Origin of the sequence: Burkholderia sp. 4M9327F10 (assembly GCF_005503145.1) — a bacterium.
Taxonomy (GTDB): domain Bacteria; phylum Pseudomonadota; class Gammaproteobacteria; order Burkholderiales; family Burkholderiaceae; genus Paraburkholderia.
This window is the reverse complement of the sequence record NZ_SCNV01000018.1, coordinates 57,403-80,428: the sequence shown is the minus strand read 5'-3', so window position 1 is coordinate 80,428 and position 23,026 is coordinate 57,403. Positions and strand designations below refer to the sequence as shown.

Here is a 23,026-nt window from a genome sequence, read left to right as displayed (position 1 = left end):
AGAGTGGGTCGCACACAGCTATGCTCCTCACGATTCTGACAGAGACCCGCCATCGTATCCATGCTGCACACCGCACCTCGATCAACGCGGTTCATCCGCATGACACATGCAGCCAGGCGGAAGCGTCGAGTGTGAAGTCGCGCACATTGGAACAAGTCAAATCAGGGCCAACGCGCATTGAAACCTGGCGGGATTTGACTACCATGAAATCACATCCTGCTACCGAGCGGAGCCTGCGATGTCCAGCCCTACACGCCACGTTCGCAGCATCACCTCACGCGACGGTTCGTGGCCGTCGCTCGCACGCGGCGCAGGTGTTGCGCTCGCCATGGCCATAGCGGCTGCCGCTTGTACCATCGCGCCTCCTGAGCGACCGTTGCTCGTCACACCGGCCGCCGCAGTGAACAGCGCCACGCTGGATCAATACCGTGTGGCAGTCGCGCGGCGCATCCTGGATCGCAACCCGTCCTATGTGCTGCAAGGCACGCTGCAACCGATGCTGCGCTCGCTGGTGGTGGTGTCGTTCACCGTCGACCGGGATGGCCAGGTGATCCAGTCCGCGGTATATCGCACCAATGGCGACGACGAAGCCGAGAGCACTGCGCTCGCCACGCTGCGTCGTGCCGCGCCGCTGCCGCTGCCGCCTGCCAGGCTGCTCAACACGCGCGGCCAGGTCGAACTGTTCGAAGACTGGCTGTTCAACGACAACGGCAAGTTCCAGCTCCGCGAGTTCGCCTCGCCGCAGGCGCAGAACATCGATTGAAGCAGCGCACGCTATAATTTTGCGATCCCTCGCCGGTTGCGTCCGGCAAGGCTGTCGCCGCCTGCCCATCCGCTGGCGGCGCACCGCCTGTCTCTCGCGTCGCCGCGCCATCCACGCGCCGTGCACCGCGCTGTCCGGCCGTTCGCGCCGGCGCTGCCGCTGCGCTCCACCCCGGTCTCTTCCAGGTACAGCCGTAGTCCAGCACGCCGGCAATCGTCCGTCGTTGTAAGCTGTCGCATCGTTGCCCGCGCAACGTCCTGCCGGCGCAGGCCGTCCAGCCGCGGTGCATGCGAACTTAAACAGATGACGCCGTGTTCACGCGCCGCCCGCGAGGCGCGCCACGCGGCATCATGAAACTGGAGACCTTGCATGTCCACTTCGCCGATTTCCGCGACCCAGCCTGACGCGGCCGGTCAGAACAGCAGCAGACGGATCATCTTTGCCAGCTTCATCGGCACCGCAATCGAGTTCTACGATTTCTATGTCTATGCGACCGCCGCGGCGCTCGTGATCGGCCCGGTGTTCTTCCCGCACGGCTCGGCGACCGCGCAGGCGCTATCCGCGTTCGTCACTTTCGGCATCGCGTTCGTCGCGCGGCCAATCGGCTCGTTCCTGTTCGGACATTTCGGCGACCGTATCGGGCGCAAATCGACTCTCGTAGCCTCGTTGCTGGTGATGGGGCTCTCGACCACGCTGATCGGTTTCGTACCAGGCTACAACGCGATTGGCAGCCTGGCTCCCATCCTGCTGTGCGTTCTGCGCTTCGGCCAGGGGATCGGCCTTGGCGGCGAGTGGGGCGGCGCCGCGCTGCTCGCCACCGAAAACGCCCCGGCAGGTAAGCGCGGCTGGTTCGGCATGTTCCCGCAACTCGGACCGTCGATCGGTTTTCTCGCCTCCAACGGCCTCTTCTTCGGCCTTGCAGTGTCGCTCTCCGACGAACAGTTCCGCAGCTGGGGCTGGCGCGTGCCGTTCATCGTCAGCGCCGTGCTGGTGGCACTCGGTTTATACGTCCGTTTGAAGATCGCTGAGACGCCGGCATTCCGCGCGGCCATCGAACGCAAGGAGCGTGTGGCCGTGCCGATCGCTACGCTGCTCGCACAACATGGCTGGCCGACGCTGCTCGGCGCGCTCGCGATGGTGGTGTGCTACACGCTGTTCTATAACGCGACGACGTTTTCGCTCTCGTATGGCGTCTCGGTGCTGCACATTCCGCGGCAAAGCTTCCTCGGTCTGCTGTGCATCGCGGTGCTGTTCATGGCGCTCGCCACGCCGCTGTCCGCCTGGGCCAGCGACCGCTTCGGCCGCAAGCCGGTGCTGATCGTGGGCATCATCGCGGCGATCCTCTCGGGCTTCACCATGGCGCCGCTGCTCGGCAGCGGTTCAATGCCGCTCGTGCTGCTGTTCCTTGTGATCGAACTGTTCCTGATGGGCGTGACCTTTGCGCCGATGGGCGCGCTGTTGCCCGAACTGTTCCCGACTCATGTGCGCTATACCGGGGCAGGCGTGTCGTACAACCTGGGCGGCATTCTCGGTGCGTCGGTGGCGCCGTATATCGCTCAGGTGCTGGCCGCGCACGGCGGGCTGACGTGGGTCGGCGCGTATGTGTCGATTGCCGCGGCAGTCAGTCTGTTCGGTGTGCTGTGCATGCGCGAGACGCGTGACACGCACCTGATGTAAGGACAGTTCCAGCGCTCGCTTCCCGCCGCGTGTGGGCAGCGAGCGCGGTAAATTTTCTCGCGCACCTCCTGCTTGCCCTCTGCTTGCCCCTGCTTGCCCCGTCTCCGAGCCCACACCCACCTGGTGCGTATCCTCTCTTGCACGCCTTTTTGGCGCGCATATACTCAGACCAGATACTCGTCAGACCCGTCCGCTGTCAGACCCGATACCCGGATACCCGGCCCGCTGCCCGATGAGCCTGGAGGCGACCATGCGGCTTTATCTGCAGAACTCAGACGTCGTGATGATCATCGCGCTGGCACTGCTGTGCTCGCTGCTGCTGGCCATCCGCTTTCGCCCCGCGAGCTGGAAAGCCATCGTGCTGGAAGCCCTCGCTGCGAATGCGGCCGCCATCGTTGCGGTGGTCGCCTTCGAGATGATGCTGAGTTAGCCCAACCCAAGGCTCGACTGAACGCCAGTTCGCTCTGCAGGCGACCGCCGCATGGCCGGCAAGTACCGGTCATGCGACGGCTTGACCTGCAGTCGGCTTTTCAGCCCTTCCCTCCCATGCCACTGCATGCAGCGCATGCGTGACTCCCCCGCTTATCAGTAGTAGTACCCGTGGTGGTAATAGCCGCCGCCGTAGTACCCCGGCGCCGGTGCGATCACACAACCTCCCAGCGCAGCAGCCAGCAGCGCGCCTGCAATCAAAGTCAGCGTCAAGCGTTTCACGTTCTTCTCCCGTCGTTTCGGTGGTATCCGAGTTAAGCGCCTCGAATGCTATCGATTGGACACGAAGCGGCCTCCCGCGAGCGTTGCATTTTGTAAGCGATGATGTGCGCCGCGTTACAGGTTTTGCCGCTCGAAGAAGGTCCGGGACAAGGCACGAGCCATCGCACTTGCTCCGCAAACGCAGCCCGCCGAACAGGGATACGGCGCTGCGGAGCAGCCTCGCACCGCGCAAGGCGCTCTGGCGGGGGATTGGCATCCGCGGGTACAGCAGCGCACATTGAAGTACACCCTGTATTCGGGCGCGCCATGCAACTTTCGGCAACACGTCGGGCGCGTAAGCTGCGTGTAGGCAACCTACGAAAAGCGACACTTTTAACAGCCGTGTAATGCGCCGGTTCGGCGCCGGTTCAGGCGCCACTACCGTCGCCGGGCATTGCCCGCAAACCGCCGATGGTATGCGCCAGCGGACACGATTCACGCCAATGATTGAACTTGAGGCGCGGCACGCAGTCTGTCTGGTGCAGTCCTGTTGTGTTCATTGTTGGATCCTCTCCGCCCGCCGTTCCCCGACGCGGGCGCTTTCAGAGGCGTGCCGTGGCAGCGCTCAACGACTTGGGCGGACTGTGCGTCGCGCCTTTTTTCTTTTGGCGGCGTGATAGATAGGGTGGCGGCTGCGACCGGCACGCGTGAGCATTAGCTGGCCAGCAGATCAGGCCGCGTTAGCGGGATGCCCGAGCTCGCCGGCGGTAAGCGGGTCGCTATGCACATAGTCGATCGCCCGCAGGGCTTCGCTGACGGACGGCATGGACGCACCGTCGCCGATGGAAATGGAGCGGTGCGGCGCGGCGATACCGAAATGGGAAGGCGAGGTGGAGACAAAGATCATCACCGTGCGCTTTTGCAGTGCATGCGCGACATGCACAAAGCCGGTGTCTGTCCCAACGACGAGTGAGCATGCGTCGATCATCCGGGCGATATCGGTAACACTCATCTGCGGCAACACGGTCGCGCCCGGCACCTCCGCCGCAATGGCAACGGCTTCCTCACGCTCGCCGGGCGAACCCCACGGCAAGACGATGCGAAACCCGCGCTGCGTCAATTCACGCCCCACTTCGCCCCAATGCGTCACCGGCCATTTCTTGTCGTCCTTGGAGGTGGCATGGAACAACGCTGCGACGGGCGCGTCCCCCGCCTCGAAGGGCTGGGCGCCCGTCTCGGGCAGCTTCAGATCGAAGACAGGCAGCCCTTCGGGCTGGTAACCCAGCGCCTCGCCGGCGCTGATGCGCATCCCTTCCCAAGCACTGGCATCCGGGCGAGGGCCAAACCGCTCCGTATAGGCGAATGCGGCGCCCAGCTCGCCAAGATCCTGGTTCCGGTAGCCGACACGGCGCGACGACCGGGCCAGGAAGGCGATGATCGCGGTTTTGTAGACACCCTGGATGTCGATGATGCAATCGTAGCGGTAGGCCCGCAACTCACCGATAGACGCGGCGATAGCCTTGAGATCCGACCAGCGGCGCGTCTTCTTGAAGCGACGCAGCGGCGCGAACAGGATGCGGTCCACACGCTGGCTCCATTGGACCACTTCAGCAAATGCCTCGTCTGCTGCCCAGTCGACCTGCACCCCCGGAAATGCACGTTTGATGTCGGCAATAACCGGAAGGGCTTCGACAATATCGCCCAGGGAAGTCACCTTGACGATAAGAATTCGCTTCATTAGTAGCCCATCACAGTATCGATCGCGGCGGTTATTATAGCCGAGCCTCCCTTTATCCTATACGCCGGGCGGCATACAGACACAGGCACGACCCGACACGCTACAGGACTGACAGGTGACCCTGAAGGGGCCGAAAGCGCCACCTGTCATATTTATTCCAATTAGCTTTCACTCGGCCGCACCGGCAGATCGGCCGTTATAATTTGCGCTTTGCCTGAGCGCTCATCTCATGCGGGCATTCCCACCTCTTCCCTCCAACGTCGCCCGGCGCACCCGCCGTCTGTGGCGCCAATATGGTGTTTTCTGGCTCGGCGCGATCGCCGTCGGCCTTGTCGCGGTGCTCTACGCGCGGCTTATCGATTTCGGTTATGCGCAGTTCCGCGCCATGCAGCACCAGCATGTCTGGCTGCCGCTGTTCGTCACGCCGGCGGTCGCCGCGTTGTCCGTGTGGCTCACGCGTAAATTCTTTCGCGGCGCGGAGGGTAGCGGCATCCCGCAGGTGATCGCCACCCTGCACGCCAAGCCGGGCGAATACGGCTCACGACTGCTGTCGTTTCGCATCCTGTTCGGTAAGATCGCCGTCTCGTTCCTCGCCATCCTCGGCGGCTTCACGATTGGCCGCGAAGGGCCGACGGTGCAGGTCGGCGCGGCCCTGATGTTCAACCTGCGGCGCTTCTATCCGCGCTCGAACGCGCTGATCGAGCGGCAACTGGTGCTGGCGGGCGCATCGGCGGGTCTGTCCGCGGCGTTCAACACGCCGCTGGCCGGGATTGTCTTTGCCATCGAGGAGCTCACCCGCAGCTTCGAGGCGCGCGCCAGCGGCGTGCTGATTACCGCGATCATCATCGCGGGCGTGATAGCGCTCGGGTTGAACGGCAACTACACGTATTTCGGCACGATTCAGATCGGCACCCGTTTCCCGGATCTGCTCGCCGTGGCCGTATTGCTCACGGCGATTGTGACCGGCATCGCCGGTGGCTTTTTCTGCTGGCTGCTGCTCAACACGGCGCGCTGGATTCCCGAACCGCTGCGCAAACTGCATAGCGAGCGCCCGGTTGTGTTTGCCGCGCTGTGCGGGCTGGTGATCGCGTTCGTCGGCCTGATCTCCGGCGGCGTGACCTTCGGCAGCGGCTATGCGGAAGCGCGCGGGCTGCTCGACGGCCGCGAGCAGTTGTCGGTGTTCTATCCGTTCCTGAAGATGATCTCGATGGTCGGCTCATATCTGCCGGGCATTCCAGGCGGCATCTTCGCGCCGTCGCTGTCGATCGGCGCGGGCTTCGGCAACCTGCTGCACATGGTATTCGGCAGCATGCAACTGCAGATGCTGATCGCGCTCGCCATGGTCGGCTATCTGGCCGCGGTCACGCAGGCGCCGATTACGTCGTTCGTGATCGTGATGGAGATGATCAACGGTCACGCCCTCGTGATCTCACTGATGGCGACCGCGCTGATCGCCAGCCGCGTGTCGCGCTTCTTTGCACCGCCGCTCTATGAGGCGCTGTCGGAACGCTATATGGCGCCCCTGCCGCAGCCGGCCCCGGCCCCGGTTCCGGAAGTACCCGAGCCGCTGATCGGCGACGAGCCCGAAGCAAACGAAGCGGGCAGCGCCGACACGCCACCCCGCTAGATCGTCAGGCCGCTCGCCACGGCTCGGGGCCGGCTCAGGGCCAGTCAAGGCCGGTCTGCCGGACTGCTGGACTGCCGGTCTGCCGGTCTGCCGGACTGCCGGTCTGCCGGACTGCCGGACTGCCGGACTGCCGGACTGCCGGACTGCCGGACTGCCGGTCAGCAGTCTCCGGCCGGGGCCCGCCCGGTCAATACCCGATCAATAAATGACAACCGGCGCCGGCCGCACATACACCGGTCGCGCCGGCACCACCACGCAGCCTGCCAGCGTGATCGCCAGCAAGGCAATCGCCAAAAGATTCCGTTTCATTTGCTTCTCTCCGCGAGCGCGCACCGAGCCGGCGCGCGGAGGCCGCGCGGCCCTGGTGGCATGCTCATGATTGGATGGGGTGCGGACCCTGACGGGTCCGCCGCGCTACGCGCCGGAGGGCTCAGGCCCACCCGTCGCGCGGCTCAGACGGCTTTCACGCATTACCGAGGCAACGCGCGGCCGGAAGGTGTCAAGCCCAGTGTCCTTCGACCCAGTGGTAATTCGGACCGTGTGCGACCCAGTGGCCCGGCACCCAGTGATAGCCGACGCGCTCAGGCTGCCAGTGGCCCGGCACCCACACGTAGCGGCCATGATCCCAACGCCAGTGGCCTTGATCCCACACATAGCCGTGGCGTGGCGCCGGCACCACTTCGTAGCGCGCTGGCGGTGGAGCAGACGGAGCAATCACGACGACTTCGGCAGCGGACGCCGAACCCACAGCCGCGGCGCCCGCGGCGATCATCACAGCCTGAGCCAGCAGCAAGCGAAAAGTTTTGTTCATATTCCCCTCGTTGTAAAAGCGCCGGTGGAGGCGTTATCCGTTTAATGCGCGAGAGGGCATTTCCGCTGACGCGGTAGACGTTACGCACTGCCCTCAAGTGCAACCGAATATTTCCGATCCGCCTAGTCTGTTAAAGAACAAAGGCAAGACCGTGTCAAGGCACGCCACGCGAAGCGCCGAGGCGACGCGAAGTGCTCGGGCCACAGCCATGCTGCACGGGATCGGAGCAAGCGCTGAAGCGCTTACTTCGATCAATAGAAGACAGGGGTGGAACCGCAGAAATACGCTAACTGACAGCCAGGCGAAAGATTTCGCCATGCAGCGCAGGAAGAAGGCAGGAGGAGGTGCAGCAGGGTCGTGGCGACGACGGCATTGCGGCATCCAACTCAGATGCGCCGCAACACGATGATCCGCCCCTCCCCGTCAATGCAACGGCAAGGGGCAAGCATCACACGCCATGCAAACAGACCGTCGGCAATCAAGCCTGCGGAATTTCAATCTTGACCTCGAGCACTTCGAGGTCGTCCTGGCGCTCGAGACTGACGCGAATATCCTCATCGGAAATCTTCACGTACTTGGAAATCACAGCGACGAGTTCGCGTTGCAACGCAGGCAGGTAATCGGCAGGCGCATGGCCGCCGGCGCGCTCATGCGCGATGATCAACTGCAGGCGTTCCTTCGCTATTGACGCGGACTTCTTCTTCTCGCCCAGCAAAAACGAAAGAATCGACATTACGTGCGCTCCCCTTACTTGGTGCCGAAGAGGCGCTGCAGGAGGCCTGGCTTCTGGTAATCGGTAAAGCGAAGCGACTTCTGCTCGCCGAGGAAACGCGACACGACGTCCTTGTAGGCTTCCGCGACATCGGTGCCGTCGAGATGCACGGCCGGCAGGCCCTGGTTCGACGCGTGCAGCACCGCTTCCGACTCCGGAATGACGCCGATCAGGTCGATACGCAGGATTTCCTGGATGTCGGTGAGCGAGAGCATTTCGCCTTCGCTGACACGCTTCGGGTTGTAGCGCGTGATCAACAGGTGCTCCTTGATCGGCTCCTTGCCTTCAATCGCGCGCTTGGTCTTCGACGACAGGATGCCGAGAATGCGATCCGAGTCGCGCACGGACGAGACTTCCGGATTCGTCACGATCAGCGCCTCGTCCGCGAAGTGCATCGCCAGCAGCGCGCCCGATTCGATACCGGCCGGCGAATCACAGACGATATATTCGAAGTCCATCGCGATCAGGTCGTTGATGACCTTTTCGACGCCTTCCATCGTCAGCGCGTCTTTGTCGCGCGTCTGCGAGGCCGGCAGGATGAACAGGTTCTCGCACTTCTTGTCCTTGATCAGCGCCTGGTTCAGGTTCGCTTCGCCCTGGATCACGTTGATCAGGTCGTACACGACACGGCGCTCACAGCCCATGATGAGGTCGAGGTTACGCAGGCCGACGTCGAAGTCGATCACGGCCGTCTTGCTGCCGCGCAGCGCGAGGGCCGATGAGAAACTCGCGCTCGTGGTCGTCTTGCCCACGCCACCCTTGCCCGAAGTCACCACAATGATTTTTGCCATTACCCTTACCCTGTGTTCGTCAAATTCGTTCAAATAAGTCCGGCAGCCACCTGTCCCGGGCACGCGCCTCGCATGGCGCGCGCAACCGGCAATCAGGTAAGCCGCAGCGGTTCAATCATCAACTTTTCTTCATCGAGCCAGATCTGCACCGGCTTGCCGAGCACGTCGGCCGGCAGCGGCGTCTCGGTGGTCCGGTAGATACCGGCGATCGAGATCAGTTCCGGCTCCAGACAGGTGCAGAAAATGCGCGCGTCGTGGTTGCCTTGCACGCCGGCCAGCGCCCGGCCGCGCAACGGCGCATAAATGTGGATATTGCCTTCGGCGATCACTTCCGCGCCATAACTGACGAGGCCCAGCACCACCAGATCGCCCTTCGCGTAGATGCGCTGGCCGGAGCGCAACGGCTTGTCGATCACCGTGGTCTGCGGCGAGGTAACGAGCTTTGCGGCGTCACCCGCCGCTCCCGCCTGAGCTCCCGCGGCGGGCCCTGCCGCCACCACCTCGACGGCCGCGGCCGGCGCGTCCATCGGCAATTCGCCCTGCACCGGTGCGTTGCCTTCAGCGCTTGCACTGCTCTCAGCGACCGCAGCCTCCTCTTCGGCCGCCGGCTTCGCACTCGCGCCGCGCCGGTCACGCGCTTCGAGCAAGGGCAAGGCGGACTCGGTGGCCCAGCTTTGCTGCGGGTTCGCCACCACGCCCACCGGGCGCATGCGCACGCTATCGAGCAAGGCGGCGATTTCGGCGAGCGGCACGCGCTCGTCGTCGGCGAGGCGCCGCACGTCAATGGCGACGACATCGTTAGCGAAGAATTCGGGGGTCGCCTCGAAGCGCCGGGTCAGTTCGGCACGCATGGCGTCGAGGTCGGTCGTCTTGACCACGAACAGGAGCGTGTCGACAGTGCCACTGCGGAGTTCAAAAAATGGCGATTTCTTGGGCGACATAGCGTTCGGCAAAAAATTTTGCGTATTTTACAGGCGTCCACGCGGGGAGCCAGCATTTTCAGCGATAGAGAATAAAGAAGGCCGCGCACGAGGCAGGGCCGACGGACGCTGTAGCAGCACAGGGAGGAACGCAGCGGTGCCGGGCGGGACCGCTCGCAGGATCACTGGGAGGACGCTTGCGAAGCGCGTTGCACGTGGCGCACCAGCAGGCTTTCAGACTGGTCGGGCCAACGGGCGGTGCGGGCGTGCTCGCCGGTCGGACCGAAGCCCAGGCGCTCGTAAAAGCGAATGGCGGTACGGTTGGCGTCGGCCACCCACGCGTAGATTTCCTCGGCGCCCTCGGCAGCCAGCCACTCGCTGGCGGTGTTGACGAGCAGCTCGCCGCCGCGCAGATGACGCACCGCCGGCGCCACCCAAAGCTCGCCGACAAACGCGCGGCGCGCCACGGTATCTTCGAAATGCGCTTCGATCAGGCCGGCGGGATGGCCTTCGGTATAGAGGATGAACGAGGTAGCCACGAGGGAAGCTGCGTGGTCTGCAGCGGTCACATCGAAGCTTGCGGCATCGGCCGACAGGGCGTCCTCAAGCGTCTCGCCGAAGGCATAAGGTGCCTCGCGCAGCGACGCAGTACGGAGTTCGCGGAAAACTGCGCCTTGATCGGCGGCGATGCGGCGAACGGTCAATGACGGACTCATGCAGACGAAAACCCCTTGTAACACTAAGGCGTAGCTTTAACCGAACCGGCGCGGGAGTCAAATCCTTATTTTTCGATTTGTGCGCGGGCAGGCTTGACAGTGGCGGTTCGGCGGCCGCCCCGCAGCCACCTCGCCACCCATCACGGGTCCGTTACGGCGCCTCGTAGCGGCCCGTACCGTCCGGCCACGGCGTGAGCAGCTCGAAGCCGTCGTCCGTTACGGCCACCATATGCTCCCATTGCGCGGACAGCGAGCGGTCTTTGGTGACCACGGTCCAGCCGTCGCGCAGGACCGTGGTCCCGGCCCGGCCGGCGTTGATCATCGGCTCGATCGTGAACACCATGCCCGGCCTCAGGCGCACCCCCTGCCCCGGCTGGCCGTAGTGCAGCACCTGCGGATCCTCGTGATAAACCTTGCCTATGCCATGCCCGCAGTAATCGCGCACGATCGAAAAGCCGTCGCGCTGCGCGATCTTCTGGATCGCGTACCCGACATCGCCAAGTGTCGCCCCGGGCTTCACCTGGCGGATGCCGGCGAGCATCGCCTCATAGGTGGTATCGATCAGCTGGCGCGCCACCGTGCTCGGCTGGCCGACGCAGTACATGCGGCTCGTGTCGCCGAAGTAGCCGTCCCTGATGACGGCCACGTCGATATTCACGATGTCGCCGTCTTTAAGGATTTCGGAGCGGTTCGGAATGCCGTGGCACACCACCTGGTTGACCGAAGTGCAGACCGTCTTCGGAAAACCCAGGTAGCCGACATTGGCCGGAATCGCTTTCTGCGTATTGACGATGTAGTCGTTGCACAGCGCGTCGAGGTCGTCCGTCGAGACGCCCGCCTGCACGTGTTCACCGATCATGGCGAGCACGTCGGCCGCGAGACGTCCGGCGATGCGCAGCCTGGCGAGGTCCTCGGGAGTCTTGTAGGTAATGGCCATGGAATCGGAACTCGTTCGTGAATGCAAGGCGCTACAGCAGCGCCCGCGTTCGTGTGCGGAAAGGCAAACCGGCAGGGTGGCAAGACAGCGCTGGGCGCTCGCACGCGCCCCCTGCTACGGTCGTCGATGAGGGAATTGTACAGAGGATGGCGGCTGAAGCCTCGCGAAGCCAGTTGAGCGGCCTGGGAGTGCTAGTCCCACATGTTGCGGAACGCGACGGCCACGATCACCGGCACGCACAGGACAAGCGGAATGGCGAAGTACGGTACTTCCCTGTCGACGAAGTAGCTGTAGACGAGCCAGCCGAGGCCAGCGCCGAGGGTGAGCAGCGCCACCAGCCACGTCAGGATGGTCAACGTCCGGTTTGACGGGCGCTTGTGCGGACGATGCCCGGTGGGGGGTGTGTTCATTGCTGCACCAGTGGGTTTTGTTGCGGGTTGCCAATCCGGGAATTTTACTCCGCTAGCCAAATCGCGAGCAGGTCTGGACGGTGCCGCAAAAGTGCCGCAAAGATGCCGCAACCACTCATGCAATTGCGATCCATACCCTGCGATTTCTAACAGCTATCGGCGCAATTCGGCGCGAACTATAAACGTATCGCAGTCTGGTTCATTGACGTTGTCTCACTCTTCCCTCATGGAGCGCATATGTCCCAAGTCACCGACGTGTTAGTCAGCATCGATACCACAACGATTCTCAACCGGTACGGCAAAAACAACAACCTGAGCAATCCGCCGCTTATCGACTTCAAGCACATCTTCATGATCGTGACGCAAAATAACGTGGTCAGCGGCCAGGCAGGTGGAGAGCTCGACGTCGCGGCTACTGTCGGCGACGTGATCCGCTGGCGCGAAACTTCGTTGTCGCTCGGTTTCGAACAGACCTGCATTTTCTACAAGTTCATCGGCAATCAGGGCAACGACCTGATTTCGCCGCCGTCGCCGCGCGCAGCCGAGGTGACCATCCCGGTGCCGAATCCTTCAGACCCGACCAAGCCCAACAAGCAGACCGTATCGAACTATTTCTGGTCCTGCGAGACGCTCAAGTCCGGGCGCGTCACGTATCACTTCCAGTTCATGATCCTCGATCGCAGCGGCAATCTGTGCGGCTGCTATCAATGGGACCCGTTCATCACGATCCGCAACAGCTAAGCAGGCGCTACGGCAGCGCGGCATCTTCGAGGGATGCCCGCTGCCGCGACGCGCGCAAGGCGGCCGGCCGGCGGCTGGGCGCTTCCCATCACCATCCTTGCAGGAGCGACGATGTCCCAGCCGCAATCGCAGCACCACCACGACACAACGCTTCATGGCGTCGACGCACTGCTCGTCTTCGATGCGGCGACGCTGCTGTCGCGCTATCCCGGCGCGAGCCGCGCGCCCGATGCGCCGTCTCTGGCCGATGCCGAATGCTGCTATTGTCTCGCGCCCGAAGCCGGCGAGCTGGTGGCCAGCAACAACGGACTGTTTCGCATCAGCGCCCCGCTTGGAGCGCAATTGCGACTGCGGCCCGCGACCCTGGCGCTGCGGGCCGAACAGTCTGTTCTATTGACCTCAGTTCAGCTAAGCGATTTTAAAACACTGACGGAGCCGCAACTCGTGGTGTACGACAAGGCCGAGATCTTCGTGCCGCGCAGCCAGGATCTGATGCAGCCCGAGCGGCTCCATTCGCTGGACCACTTCTGGCACGCAGACGTCGTTGCACACGATTCGGTCGAGGCGCTGATCGACGCCACCATCACGGATCGCGATGCCAATATCCTGGGATGCTTCCGTTGGAAACTGGTGTTTGAAATTTCAGCGGGGTAGCAACGTACCGAATCTCTTTCGGATGCTTCACGAAAAACAATTCCAAGGGGGCGTCACCACTTATGAGTACCCGTCGAGCGTTTCTCAAAGCCGGTGTAGCCGGCCTCGGTATGACCCTGGCCGGCGGCTATGCAAGCCTTGCGCTGGCAGCCCCTACTGAACCCCTGATCGATACGCTTCGCACGATTTGCCGGCGTCTTGCGCCGGCCGGGTGGCGCGCCATGCTGCTCGACGTGACCGGCGGTCAACTCGATATTCTCGCCACCGACCTGCAATCCGAACTGGCGAAACCGCTAGGCTCGATCGACCGCAGCTATCCGGGTTTCGGCGACTTCGCAATGCTGGGGCATAGAGCGATCGAACCAGGACAACCTGACTACAGTCTGCTCTACCACGCACTCGCCGCGCCCTCGGTGCTGACCGGGCGCAACGGTGCACCGCTCGGCGCCTTTGCAACGCTCGCCGAACTCGATGCGGTTGAGAGCTACATCTACGCAACCAGACAGGTATCGCTGGACGCATTGCGCGCACAACCCGGCGCGGCGCAACTGGGGATCGTGATGTTCGCCACGCAATATCGCAACGCGCCGATGGCGGTGAGCGGACAACATGCGCAACTATGCTTCTCGCGCGCCGGCATTGGCCGCATCGGCAATCTGGGGCCGCGCTACGACGAGCGCCTGCGCGCCTTTGTCGGCACCGACGAGACCCGGATCTTCGACTTTCACGTCGTGCCGCGCCGCTTTGCGCCCTATCTCGCGATCCGTACGAAGACCGGCGCGGCGCCCACCGGCGCCTTCGGTCCGCAAGACCCGCAACCGGGCGACGACGCCAGGCAGTTCTGGGTGCCGGTGCACAAACTGTTCAGCGGACCGGAATGCCTGAGCGGCATGAATCTGCAGATTTCCTTCGGCCGGGGCATGCTGAATGACGAACTCGCGGCCTTCCATCGCTTCCTCGACGCCGAGCATCTGGAGAACAACTGGTCCGGCGAGCATCTCGAACAATTTCCGTTTGCGATCCGCGACGAGCGGATCGGGTCGCTTTCCGGCGAAACCGAGTTTGGTCCCGGCGTGCTGGTACCGCGACCCAATACGCTGGTCGAAGAAGCGCATTACAAGGGTGCGCGGCTCACCTTCCCGGTGGACCCCCGCTTTTCCGGCGATCCCGCCAACCTGCAAATGTCCTCGCTGTTCGTGCTGCCGGATGGTCAGGCTCCCAGCAAGCCAGGGTATCTGGACGACGCCGAGCAGTCCGTCGGCCGGCCTGCGCCCGAGTACATCAACATCCGCCATCGCGTGGTGGAAGGAAAGATTGAAAACCTCAACGACAAGCCTGACCTGATGTCGATCCTCGCGAGAGGAAACTACTTTGCGCAGCACTACATCGATTTCAGCGGCGACGGCTGGGTCGCGGCATCCTGTGCCGAACTCCTCAAGGCAGGCATCAACGTTTCCGTGCCGGCATTCTGCATGGTTGGCCTGCCCGACTTTCTTCCCAAGGTCGCGCAGCGTGATCTGATGCTATGGTGGAACACGCAGGTTCCCGCCGCCTTGCGTCCTGCCCTCTGGGCCACGCCGCCTTTCGCGTTGTCGCAGACGCGGATCGCGCCGAACATCGAATTGCCGATCGGCTTCAGCATCAGCGACGACACCGTCAGCGCGATTGTCTCGCAGCCCCAGGAGATGGACGGCGGTGCGCCCAGCGCTGCGCCGCAAACCCCCAACGGCGCGCTCCGGTTCGACAAGACCGGCATGCCGGATGGCTCGCCGGGCCTGTTCGATCCAGGCTGGGACAGCAGCCAGGGCGTAGTCGGCCATCCTGCCAAAGGTGACGCCGTGCGGCGCTTTCTGGTGAGCCATGGACTCGGTTCGCCCTTCATCGAAGATGCCAAGCTGTGCGCCGCGCTCGGCAGCTATTGGCCCGGCGTCGCACCGGATGCCACGCGCCAGTACCAGCCCGACAAGATTCTCAGCGGGATTTCCTATCCGTGGCCCACGGCGGTTCCGTTCACCGACGAGGAGATCGGCATGGTGCCGGTGGCCGACGGACCACTGAAAGGCCGCATGCTGCCATGGGACGGCGTGCCGGGACCGCACCGCAAGACGTTCGACGGCAAGCAGGTCATTGAATACGAGGACGAGAAAAGAGTCGACTACATCGACATCCAGGGCACGATGACCGCGGCCTTGACCGCGCGCATCGACCTGCACGAATACCAGGACCGCACGCTGTCGATGGCAGCGGTGTACTGGAGTCTCGGTATCCAGGGCATCGCACTCGGCGCCGGGACAACCGGCAAGGACAACCCGATCAACGTAGCGCTTAGAGCGAAAGCTGCCTGGGCGGTGCTGTCGTTCCGGCCGGTGGCGACGGGGGATGCCGAGTTCGCCAGAATTGCGGCACAGACCGGCGCCACGATCGATCCCGGCAGACGCTACTTCCGTTTCGAGCTGTATCGCTGGGGCAAGCAGCTTGCCGATCCCGCAAGGCTGCGCTCGGTACTGGTGGAAATCATCGAAGAGGCCACCGCTTATTCCGATGGCAGGCAGGTCATCCTCAAGCGTGGCGGCACATGGAAACTGGACACTACGATACCGACGTAGCGATCATCGGCGGTGGCCCGGCGGGCAGTGCAGCCGCGATCGGGTGCGCTTCGCAAGGCCTGCGCGTGCGCGTCTTCGAGCGCGAGCGCTTCGCCGCCGAGCGCCCCGGCGAAACGCTGCATCCCGGCATCGAGCCGCTGCTGACACAGCTCGGCATCGACAGCGAGCGGCTCGCCACGGTAGTCGGCGCGCGCCACACCGGCATCTGGGTTGCGTGGAACGGGATTCGCCGGTTCGATGCGTTTGGCAGCGATACGCACGGCGCCTGGCGCGGCTTCCAGGTGCGCCGAACCGCATTCGACGCGCTGCTGCTCGAGCGCGCAAGCGAACTCGGCGTGGCAGTCAGCCAGCCTTGCGCGGTTTCCGGATTGCTGACACAGGGCGATACTGTCCGCGGTGTTCTCAGCGCCGCAGGCCCGGTCACCGCACGTACCGTGATAGACGCCAGTGGCCGTGCACAATGGCTTTGCAGACACCAGCAAATCAGCAAGACCACTGCCTCGCCGCGATTGATCGCCCGCTACGGCTATGCAGCCGGCGCATGGCCGGAGCGCGACGACGCCCCACATATGACCGGTGACGCGACAGGCTGGCTATGGACTGCCAAGGTATGGCCCGGCACCTATCAATGGACACGCGTTGCACTCGACGGCACGACGATTCCCGCCGACTGGATGCCGGCGGAAATGCGCCATCTCACGCCCAACGGTCCCTCGCGAGGCGCGGATGTCACATGGCGCGTGGCCGGCGAAGTGGCGGGTCCGGGCTGGTTCATGGTGGGCGACGCCGCCGCCGTGCTGGATCCGACCTCATCGCATGGGGTGCTCAAGGCACTGCTTTCGGGCCGCACGGCCGCACAACTGGTTGGCGCAATCCTGAGTGGAGCGGCTCCGCCGAGGGAGGCAACCGAAGTCTATCGCGACTGGTTAAGCGGCTGGTTCGACAACGACGCCGCCCAGATGGCCCGCTTCTACGCCGGACTCGGCGTAGAAGGGTTTGGTTGAGCGGCGCCGCTTATGGCCAGACCGCGCCGGCTACGCAATCGTCGACTTCCAGCTTGATGTTGCCGGGATCGCGCGTGTCGTTCGGGACGAAGACCTGATTGGCGGGCGACTGAGGATAAACGTTCCCGCTCGGACATTGCGCGCTCTGTCCAGGCCCGACCGCGATTTTCGCGCCCACTTTCAGATGACATTGCGTGACCTGGTTGAGCGCGCTCCATTCCGGGCAGATCGCGTTGTCGGTGCGGTAGGTGTTCACGGGGCCGGCCGGCGGCGTGAAGGACCACCAGCGTCCATATTGCGAATTGAGATTACGGCTATCCCAGACCCGATAGACCGTCAAAGGTTGCTGCACCTGCAGGACTTTCGCCTCGCACAGTCCGCCCTTGCCGGCGGGCTGCAGTACCGTCTTCAACATGTCCGGATCGCTGACTTCGACAAGGCCATACGGGACGACGACGCTTCCCGTACACGCCACCTCACCTGTTTGCGACGTCGCGCCAGGATTGCTCTGAAACGGCGTTTGCGCGCATGCTGCAAGCGCCACGGCAATGAGCACGACAAGCCGGGATAGTGCTCTGGCCGAAGCGGAGGACTGCGATTCAGCGCAGCACCGGAAAGCACGTCCGGTAGGTGACAAGTCCGCTTTCATGGTCGCCTCCTCCATATATATTAATTCGTTATACTTATTTTTTACACGCTGAACATCACTCCGGCTGACGAGTCGCAGACATACCCCCAACAGCATCGCGCCGTCGGAACCCCTAGTCAGCTAACCCGATTATCCTGGTCATCGATCGAGCAGATAACTGTCAGAGATGACAGTGATATCCGACACATGACCTGTTTTAGCAGACGTCGCACCATCGAATCTCCCGCAGCTCGCGCCACTCTTTACCGGCCCCCACCTGTCAAGTCTTCCAGTTACGGCGTGCTCCCCGCCAAGCTGTAATGACGAGGCGCTGAGGCTGTCCCCTACGCCTGCCAGCGCTTCCTCTCAAGGAGAAGCCATGGCAAGCGAGACCAAGGACGAGCCACAACGCTGGGCACGCGACTACGTATTCGACGCATTGCGCGAGCTCGGCATCCATTTCATCTTCGGGGTGCCCGGTACCAATGAGATTCCGATCATCGACGGTACGTCCTACCCCGAGAACCAGGTGGAGTACATCGAGTGCCTGCACGAGAACATCGCGATGGGCGCCGCGATGGGCTCGGCACGCATGACCAACAAACCCGGTGTCGTGGTCGTGCACGTCACACCCGGCATCGCGCATGCGATCGGCAACCTGTTCAATGCGTGGCGCTCGCAGGTGCCGCTCGTCATCCTCTGCTGCCAGCAGCAGAACGAACTGGTGACCCAGGAGCCGATTCTTGCCTCGAATCTTGTCGAGATCGCAAGGCAATACACGAAGTGGGCGCACGAAGTCCGTGCTGCCGAGGAACTGCCACTGGTTCTGCAACGCGCGTTCAAGGAAGCGATCGCCCCGCCGAACGGCCCCGTGTTCGTTTCGATTCCGTGGGAATTCACGATGCGCAGGATCGGCGCTGCGGATCGCTTGCCGGGCATCACAAGGATCGCGCCACGCTTCACGGCCGATGCCGCTGCGATCGGTCAAGCCGCGACGCTGCTCGCGCAGGCAAAAAACCCGCTGATCGTCTGCGGCGACGCGGTTGGCTATGCAAGCGCGTGGCCGGAGCTGCAACAGCTCGCCGAGCTGATCGGCGCGCCCGTACTGCTGCAGACCTTCAGCAGCGTCGCCAATTTTCCGAACGACGACTATCACTGGCAAGGCGAGCTGCCTGGCACCCAGGCGGGCGTGCAGCAAACCTTCGCCAGGCATGACGTCGCATTTCTGGTGGGTTTCAGCAACCAGGCGCAGGTCACCATTTTCAAGTATTCGGACGGTCCGCTGATCCCGCCACAGGTCCAGCAGGTCTACCTGAGCAACAACACCTGGGATCTCGGCAAGAACTACTACGGCGAAGCCGCGCTGTTCGGCGACATCAAAGCCACGCTGCCGCTCATCAACGACCTCGTGCGTCAGCACCGGCCGGCCGGTGCGAGTGAGCGCAATGCGCGGCTGCGCGAGCTTGATGCCGAACGCCGGGTCCAGTGGGATCAGTACCTCGCGCAGGCCATGAAGCAGGAAGAGATCTGGGCCGTGGTAATCGCCGACGCACTGCGCCACGAGATCCAGGCTCGCGGCCTCGACAGGAAGTTCGTGTATGTCCACGAGGCTGTGTCCGATCCCGCGCCGTTCCAGTACCTGCTGCCTTTGGGTACCGAGGGCGCTGCGCCGATCAGCTACTACTGCGTCGGCGGTGGCTCGCTCGGCTGGTCGATGCCGGCCTCGCTCGGCATCAAGCTCGAGCAGAACGGCTGGCAAGGCATCGACATCAGCCTTGTCGTCAACGCGGTTGGCGACGGTTCCTCGCTGTTCTACCCGCAGACGTGGTGGACCGCCGGGCACCATAAGCTCGGTGTCCTCTACATCATCACCAACAATCACGAGTACCACACCCTGCAGCTCGGCTTGCAGCAGGTGATCGGCGCGTATGGCTCGGCGCCCGGGTACGGCTGGAAGCCCAAAACCGACAACCCCGACTATCTGCGCATCCAGCGGCCCGCGCCTGATTTCATATCGATTGCCGAGGCCTTCGGCGGCCTCGAGGGCGAGACCGTGCGGCATCCGGAGAACGTTCGCGCGGCTGTGCGACGGGGCATCGATCACGTGCTGCAGCAGCGTCAACCGTACATCCTCGACATGCGAACGGCCGGCGACCCGCCGCCCGCGCCGCCGACCGAGGAAACCCGCGCCGAATCGCTGCGCCGCTACCTCGAACAGCCGCCGCTCGATGTGTTCCACCGCGACGCGCTGGTGAGATTGACGGCGGACCGCGAAGACGGTCCGACGCCGAACGTGCGCGTGATCTTCTGATATCGCACGCCAACGCGCGCAGCCTGGTGCCGCGCGCGATGAATAACGGGCATCCCCGCAAGACCACCGGAAACAATCCGTAGGAGGACTTTAGATCATGGCTGACGAAAACATCGATATCGCCATCATCGGCGCCGGAGTGTCGGGCGTCTATAGTGCGTGGCGCCTCAAGCAGGCCGACACCAGCAGCAAGGTCGTGGTGTTCGAAGCCAGCGACCGGATCGGCGGACGGCTCTTGTCCGTGCGTCCGCCGGATATTCCGAACATGGTCGCGGAACTCGGCGGGATGCGCATCTTGCCGGCCGTGCAGCCGTTGATCGCCCAACTGATCGAGACGCTCAATCACACGCTGCCGCCGGCCGAGCAGATCGAACTATACGATTTCCCGGTCGACGAGCCGATCAATCTGGCTTACCTGCGCGGTGTCTACTTACGGCTGGCGGATTTCACCAAAGAACCGCACAAGGTGCCGTACCAGCTGTCGTTCCTCGACCGTGGCGAAACCGCCGGCAGCATCATCATCAACGCAATTGAACAGATCGTACCCGGCATCACCGCCCCGCACCTGAGCGAAGACGAACGGCGGCAGATGGCGCAGCAGGCAAGCTTCGCGGGCGAGCCGCTGTACAAGCAGGGCTTCTGGAACGTGCTGCTGCGCGTGATCAACAGCGAGGCTTACCAGCTCGGCGTCGACGCAGGCGGCTACAACTCGACGCTGACCAACTGGAACGCGGCCGACGCGATCCCCTGGTACCTGTCCGACTTCGGCGTCAACGCGAGATACAAGGGTTTCTCGAAGGGCTTCCAGGAAGTGCCGAAGTCGGTGGCCAACCTGTTTATGCAGGCGGGCGGCGAGGTGCGGCTGGGGGCATCGGTGTCCGGCCTCGAATGGGTCGACGGTGCATTCGAGTTCGAGGCGCATGGCAAGCGGATCCGGGCGCGCCAGGTCGTCCTTGCGATGCCGCGGCGCTCAATCGACCTGCTGGGGCAGACCAGCCCGCTCCTGCAGGAGATCCAGGGACTGACGTCCAGCGTGACACCGCGACCGCTCTTCAAGCTGTTCACAACCTACAACAGCCCGTGGTGGCGCGCCTCGGGGTACACCCAGACCCATCCGGACGGAAGCTCGGCGTTCGTCCCGGTGGAAGCAGGACGCTCGGTTACGGACCTGCCCGTGCGCCAAGTTTACTACTGGCCGAAATCCGACGGCAATCCGGCGACCACAGGGCCTTCGATGTTGCTGGCCAGTTATGACGACGGCAATAACATCGGGTTCTGGGACGGACTGCGGCCGCAGCGCCGCCAGCCGCGCCAGGGCAATCACGAGGTTCCGCTACTGGCGGATCCGTTCATTGGCGTCGATAGCGACGCCGAGCTGGAGTGGTCGCGCTATCGCGCGCCGCGCCGGATGGTGGCCGAAGCCACACGGCAGTTGGCCACCGTGCACGGCTTGTCCTATACGCCGGAGGTGCGCAATGCGGCCTTCCGGGACTGGGGCGACGATCCGTACGGCGGCGGATGGAACAGCTGGAATATCGGCGTCAAAAGCTGGGAGGTCAAAGAGCAGATCGTGCAGCCGCTCACCAACCGGCCGCTATTCATCTGCGGCGAGGCTTATTCGGATGCGCAAGGCTGGGTTGAAGGCGCACTGCAGACAGCCAATCTCTTGCTGAAGAAGTTCGGCATCGACCCGCTGCGTTAAGGGCACAACTGGCACGGCACGGATGCGGGACTGGCGTAGCGCTTATGAAATGGCTCGCGTCCCGTGTCCGCCCGGCAATGCATGGCGCAATTCATGGTGCATTTCGTAAAAGCGGATGTCACCGTGCGAGGCAAGCGTGAACGGCGGAGCGGAGGCGACGAACTCCAGCGATTCATAAAAGGCTCGTGCAGATTCTCTAGCCATGCACCAGATGAGTTGCCCGCCTTGCTTTTGGGCGTGGTCGATGCACATCTTCACCAGAAGCCGGCCAAGTCCTTGTCCACGGAGCTCCGACTCGACGGCAACGCCGCGCAGGCGCCACTGGGTGTCACTGGTGACGCCGCGTCGTGCCTCACGGCATACGGTCGAAACGGCGACGATCCGTTCGTTCAGGTAGACCGCGAGATGCAGGGTCGAGGCTTCATCGTCGCCGTGGAAGCGGCACGATTGCGGATTTCCGTCCAACAGAATTGCAGTTCGCAGCGGATACACCCGTTCAGCCGGAACGGAGCGGACCGAGAAAAGCATGGAATGGTGGGACATGACTCGAGGATACCTAAGCTGCAATGTCGAAAGATTGAGTCGCCGATAGCCGTCTGGAGCGGAGCATTGCGAAGCCGCCGCCCAACGGCATCGTAGGCGCTAACCAAAGCCAACTTACCGGGTCCGCCGGAACGGCGCAATAGCACCGGGCAAACTTCGCGAGCCGCGGTTACTCTCCCTGCCAGATCTGACAGGTGCATTGGGAGGCGTCATGCGCTACCTTCGCCGGATTCCGAATATGAAGCAGGTTGAGGCAGGTGCTTGCAGGTGTTGCGACCACCCGCACTAACCGCGGCACGAGGCTCTTACGCGAGAATCCCCATGGCTGCCGCCATTCCAAGGCAACGCCGGCACCAAGAAGTCCTGTTCGGCTTCTTGAGCACTATCGACTTATTGCAGGCCGGTGCGAGCCAGCAAGACGCAGCGGACAACGCACATGCCGCGCCGCGACAATGCGGGATTGCCACGCCACCGCGCACGTCGATCGTACAAGGCGGTGCTCCTTCGGAGAAGCAAACGTATTTCCTCTGCCGCGACGACCGGGCACTTCCACTCTATGGCTCGATGAGCGATGCTCCACAGGGGCTCTATCTCGGCTTGCTCCACGGCCGCAACCGGCTCGATAGTCGTCTGGACAAGCTCGGCTTCCCTGGCCCGGCAATTGGCCCATTACGCCATGTCAGGACCGCATACGCGGCCCATCTCTACCTGCGTTTCGCCGATTCGGTAACCGCGCGACTCTTCTTTCCGCTTGCCGGCACGCTGCACGTACAGGACCCCGTTATTGGTCTACAGGACGAAATCGTCATCGATCTCGTGGAGAACACCTTTCCCTATGACGAACGGTTCTTCGGCGACTGGACCGTCTTTTATCACGACGCATCCATTCCTGATCCGCAAAACGCTTCGAAAAACGCGCTTTAACGCGTTATTCACTTTGCATATCAATGATTTTTTGGCCGATGACTAAAGATAAACCGTTCAC

The 23,026-nt window shown here is 63.2% G+C and carries 22 protein-coding genes; 11 read left to right on the top strand and 11 right to left on the bottom strand.

What is annotated here, in order from left to right; genetic code table 11:
- Nucleotides 1-238 precede the first annotated feature (238 nt).
- The 3 genes from FFS45_RS18225 (at nucleotide 239) to FFS45_RS18215 (ending at nucleotide 2,870) form a co-directional block, all read left to right on the top strand.
- Nucleotides 239-763, top strand: a complete 525-nt coding sequence (locus FFS45_RS18225; RefSeq protein ID WP_137956023.1) for a TonB family protein — start codon at nucleotides 239-241, stop codon at nucleotides 761-763.
- Between the two features lie 369 nt (nucleotides 764-1,132).
- The gene (locus FFS45_RS18220; RefSeq protein ID WP_137956022.1) at nucleotides 1,133-2,440 is read left to right on the top strand and encodes an MFS transporter; all 1,308 of its coding nucleotides are present in this window, start codon (nucleotides 1,133-1,135) and stop codon (nucleotides 2,438-2,440) included.
- 250 nt (nucleotides 2,441-2,690) lie between these two features.
- A complete protein-coding gene (locus FFS45_RS18215; RefSeq protein WP_090684681.1) occupies nucleotides 2,691-2,870 on the top strand; it encodes a hypothetical protein in 180 nt (59 codons plus the stop codon).
- Nucleotides 2,871-3,025: 155 nt separating this feature from the next.
- On the opposite strand, the gene FFS45_RS42745 is transcribed toward FFS45_RS18215, so the two are convergent.
- Nucleotides 3,026-3,151, bottom strand: a complete 126-nt coding sequence (locus FFS45_RS42745; protein WP_283204759.1) for a hypothetical protein — start codon at nucleotides 3,149-3,151, stop codon at nucleotides 3,026-3,028.
- Nucleotides 3,152-3,860: 709 nt separating this feature from the next.
- A complete protein-coding gene (gene waaC / locus FFS45_RS18210; RefSeq protein ID WP_137956021.1) occupies nucleotides 3,861-4,868 on the bottom strand; it encodes a lipopolysaccharide heptosyltransferase I in 1,008 nt (335 codons plus the stop codon).
- Nucleotides 4,869-5,097: 229 nt separating this feature from the next.
- Between waaC and FFS45_RS18205 the strand changes: the two genes are divergently transcribed.
- Nucleotides 5,098-6,495 (top strand): chloride channel protein, encoded by a 1,398-nt coding sequence (locus tag FFS45_RS18205; RefSeq protein WP_249362837.1) that lies wholly within the window; start codon nucleotides 5,098-5,100, stop codon nucleotides 6,493-6,495.
- Nucleotides 6,496-6,994: 499 nt separating this feature from the next.
- Here FFS45_RS18205 and FFS45_RS18200 read toward each other — a convergent pair whose 3' ends face one another.
- The 7 genes from FFS45_RS18200 to FFS45_RS18170 form a co-directional block, all read right to left on the bottom strand.
- Complete coding sequence (locus FFS45_RS18200) at nucleotides 6,995-7,306, bottom strand: YXWGXW repeat-containing protein (RefSeq protein WP_137956020.1); 312 nt, start codon at nucleotides 7,304-7,306, stop codon at nucleotides 6,995-6,997.
- 478 nt (nucleotides 7,307-7,784) lie between these two features.
- Nucleotides 7,785-8,039, bottom strand: a complete 255-nt coding sequence (minE, locus tag FFS45_RS18195; RefSeq protein ID WP_074263652.1) for a cell division topological specificity factor MinE — start codon at nucleotides 8,037-8,039, stop codon at nucleotides 7,785-7,787.
- A gap of 14 nt (nucleotides 8,040-8,053) precedes the next feature.
- Entirely contained in the window at nucleotides 8,054-8,869 is an 816-nt protein-coding gene (gene minD, locus FFS45_RS18190; RefSeq protein WP_137956019.1) for a septum site-determining protein MinD, read from the bottom strand.
- Nucleotides 8,870-8,961: 92 nt separating this feature from the next.
- Complete coding sequence (gene minC, locus FFS45_RS18185; protein ID WP_137956018.1) at nucleotides 8,962-9,810, bottom strand: septum site-determining protein MinC; 849 nt, start codon at nucleotides 9,808-9,810, stop codon at nucleotides 8,962-8,964.
- A 161-nt stretch (nucleotides 9,811-9,971) separates the two neighbouring features.
- Nucleotides 9,972-10,505: a GNAT family N-acetyltransferase gene (locus tag FFS45_RS18180; RefSeq protein WP_137956017.1), complete on the bottom strand. Its 534-nt coding sequence runs from the start codon at nucleotides 10,503-10,505 to the stop codon at nucleotides 9,972-9,974.
- Nucleotides 10,506-10,656: 151 nt separating this feature from the next.
- Nucleotides 10,657-11,442 carry a type I methionyl aminopeptidase gene (gene map, locus FFS45_RS18175; protein ID WP_137956016.1) on the bottom strand — a complete coding sequence of 262 codons (786 nt, stop codon included), beginning with the start codon at nucleotides 11,440-11,442 and terminating at the stop codon, nucleotides 10,657-10,659.
- Nucleotides 11,443-11,633: 191 nt separating this feature from the next.
- Nucleotides 11,634-11,852: a hypothetical protein gene (locus FFS45_RS18170; protein WP_137956015.1), complete on the bottom strand. Its 219-nt coding sequence runs from the start codon at nucleotides 11,850-11,852 to the stop codon at nucleotides 11,634-11,636.
- A 237-nt stretch (nucleotides 11,853-12,089) separates the two neighbouring features.
- Between FFS45_RS18170 and FFS45_RS18165 the strand changes: the two genes are divergently transcribed.
- From FFS45_RS18165 to FFS45_RS18150, 4 genes are all read left to right on the top strand, one after another.
- Nucleotides 12,090-12,593, top strand: coding sequence for an inclusion body family protein (locus FFS45_RS18165; protein WP_137956014.1), 504 nt, complete (start codon nucleotides 12,090-12,092; stop codon nucleotides 12,591-12,593).
- A gap of 111 nt (nucleotides 12,594-12,704) precedes the next feature.
- Nucleotides 12,705-13,247 (top strand): AidA/PixA family protein, encoded by a 543-nt coding sequence (locus FFS45_RS18160; RefSeq protein ID WP_137956013.1) that lies wholly within the window; start codon nucleotides 12,705-12,707, stop codon nucleotides 13,245-13,247.
- 62 nt (nucleotides 13,248-13,309) lie between these two features.
- Nucleotides 13,310-15,853, top strand: coding sequence for a hypothetical protein (locus FFS45_RS18155; RefSeq protein ID WP_137956012.1), 2,544 nt, complete (start codon nucleotides 13,310-13,312; stop codon nucleotides 15,851-15,853).
- Nucleotides 15,823-16,857, top strand: a complete 1,035-nt coding sequence (locus tag FFS45_RS18150; protein WP_137956011.1) for a tryptophan 7-halogenase — start codon at nucleotides 15,823-15,825, stop codon at nucleotides 16,855-16,857. Before FFS45_RS18155 ends, FFS45_RS18150 begins: the two co-directional genes overlap by 31 nt.
- 10 nt (nucleotides 16,858-16,867) lie before the next feature.
- Here FFS45_RS18150 and FFS45_RS18145 read toward each other — a convergent pair whose 3' ends face one another.
- The gene (locus FFS45_RS18145; RefSeq protein ID WP_137956010.1) at nucleotides 16,868-17,506 is read right to left on the bottom strand and encodes a hypothetical protein; all 639 of its coding nucleotides are present in this window, start codon (nucleotides 17,504-17,506) and stop codon (nucleotides 16,868-16,870) included.
- 358 nt (nucleotides 17,507-17,864) lie between these two features.
- On the opposite strand from FFS45_RS18145, the gene FFS45_RS18140 reads away from it, so the two are divergent.
- Together FFS45_RS18140 and FFS45_RS18135 are read left to right on the top strand one after the other, a co-directional pair.
- Nucleotides 17,865-19,796, top strand: coding sequence for a thiamine pyrophosphate-binding protein (locus FFS45_RS18140; protein WP_137956009.1), 1,932 nt, complete (start codon nucleotides 17,865-17,867; stop codon nucleotides 19,794-19,796).
- Between the two features lie 97 nt (nucleotides 19,797-19,893).
- Nucleotides 19,894-21,498 carry an FAD-dependent oxidoreductase gene (locus tag FFS45_RS18135; protein WP_137956008.1) on the top strand — a complete coding sequence of 535 codons (1,605 nt, stop codon included), beginning with the start codon at nucleotides 19,894-19,896 and terminating at the stop codon, nucleotides 21,496-21,498.
- Nucleotides 21,499-21,540: 42 nt separating this feature from the next.
- Here FFS45_RS18135 and FFS45_RS18130 read toward each other — a convergent pair whose 3' ends face one another.
- Nucleotides 21,541-22,041 (bottom strand): GNAT family N-acetyltransferase, encoded by a 501-nt coding sequence (locus tag FFS45_RS18130; RefSeq protein WP_137956007.1) that lies wholly within the window; start codon nucleotides 22,039-22,041, stop codon nucleotides 21,541-21,543.
- Between the two features lie 321 nt (nucleotides 22,042-22,362).
- On the opposite strand from FFS45_RS18130, the gene FFS45_RS18125 reads away from it, so the two are divergent.
- Nucleotides 22,363-22,965 carry a hypothetical protein gene (locus tag FFS45_RS18125; RefSeq protein WP_137956006.1) on the top strand — a complete coding sequence of 201 codons (603 nt, stop codon included), beginning with the start codon at nucleotides 22,363-22,365 and terminating at the stop codon, nucleotides 22,963-22,965.
- Nucleotides 22,966-23,026 lie beyond the last annotated feature (61 nt).

Bases quoted from the DNA above. Each gene is read 5' to 3' on its own strand.
- FFS45_RS18225 (WP_137956023.1), top strand. From the start codon at position 239: ATGTCCAGCCCTACACGCCACGTTCGCAGCATCACCTCACGCGACGGT.
- FFS45_RS18220 (WP_137956022.1), top strand. From the start codon at position 1,133: ATGTCCACTTCGCCGATTTCCGCGACCCAGCCTGACGCGGCCGGTCAG.
- FFS45_RS18215 (WP_090684681.1), top strand. From the start codon at position 2,691: ATGCGGCTTTATCTGCAGAACTCAGACGTCGTGATGATCATCGCGCTG.
- waaC (WP_137956021.1), bottom strand. From the start codon at position 4,868: ATGAAGCGAATTCTTATCGTCAAGGTGACTTCCCTGGGCGATATTGTC.
- FFS45_RS18205 (WP_249362837.1), top strand. From the start codon at position 5,098: ATGCGGGCATTCCCACCTCTTCCCTCCAACGTCGCCCGGCGCACCCGC.
- FFS45_RS18200 (WP_137956020.1), bottom strand. From the start codon at position 7,306: ATGAACAAAACTTTTCGCTTGCTGCTGGCTCAGGCTGTGATGATCGCC.
- minE (WP_074263652.1), bottom strand. From the start codon at position 8,039: ATGTCGATTCTTTCGTTTTTGCTGGGCGAGAAGAAGAAGTCCGCGTCA.
- minD (WP_137956019.1), bottom strand. From the start codon at position 8,869: ATGGCAAAAATCATTGTGGTGACTTCGGGCAAGGGTGGCGTGGGCAAG.
- minC (WP_137956018.1), bottom strand. From the start codon at position 9,810: ATGTCGCCCAAGAAATCGCCATTTTTTGAACTCCGCAGTGGCACTGTC.
- FFS45_RS18180 (WP_137956017.1), bottom strand. From the start codon at position 10,505: ATGAGTCCGTCATTGACCGTTCGCCGCATCGCCGCCGATCAAGGCGCA.
- map (WP_137956016.1), bottom strand. From the start codon at position 11,442: ATGGCCATTACCTACAAGACTCCCGAGGACCTCGCCAGGCTGCGCATC.
- FFS45_RS18170 (WP_137956015.1), bottom strand. From the start codon at position 11,852: ATGAACACACCCCCCACCGGGCATCGTCCGCACAAGCGCCCGTCAAAC.
- FFS45_RS18165 (WP_137956014.1), top strand. From the start codon at position 12,090: ATGTCCCAAGTCACCGACGTGTTAGTCAGCATCGATACCACAACGATT.
- FFS45_RS18160 (WP_137956013.1), top strand. From the start codon at position 12,705: ATGTCCCAGCCGCAATCGCAGCACCACCACGACACAACGCTTCATGGC.
- FFS45_RS18155 (WP_137956012.1), top strand. From the start codon at position 13,310: ATGAGTACCCGTCGAGCGTTTCTCAAAGCCGGTGTAGCCGGCCTCGGT.
- FFS45_RS18150 (WP_137956011.1), top strand. From the start codon at position 15,823: ATGGAAACTGGACACTACGATACCGACGTAGCGATCATCGGCGGTGGC.
- FFS45_RS18145 (WP_137956010.1), bottom strand. From the start codon at position 17,506: ATGAAAGCGGACTTGTCACCTACCGGACGTGCTTTCCGGTGCTGCGCT.
- FFS45_RS18140 (WP_137956009.1), top strand. From the start codon at position 17,865: ATGGCAAGCGAGACCAAGGACGAGCCACAACGCTGGGCACGCGACTAC.
- FFS45_RS18135 (WP_137956008.1), top strand. From the start codon at position 19,894: ATGGCTGACGAAAACATCGATATCGCCATCATCGGCGCCGGAGTGTCG.
- FFS45_RS18130 (WP_137956007.1), bottom strand. From the start codon at position 22,041: ATGTCCCACCATTCCATGCTTTTCTCGGTCCGCTCCGTTCCGGCTGAA.
- FFS45_RS18125 (WP_137956006.1), top strand. From the start codon at position 22,363: ATGGCTGCCGCCATTCCAAGGCAACGCCGGCACCAAGAAGTCCTGTTC.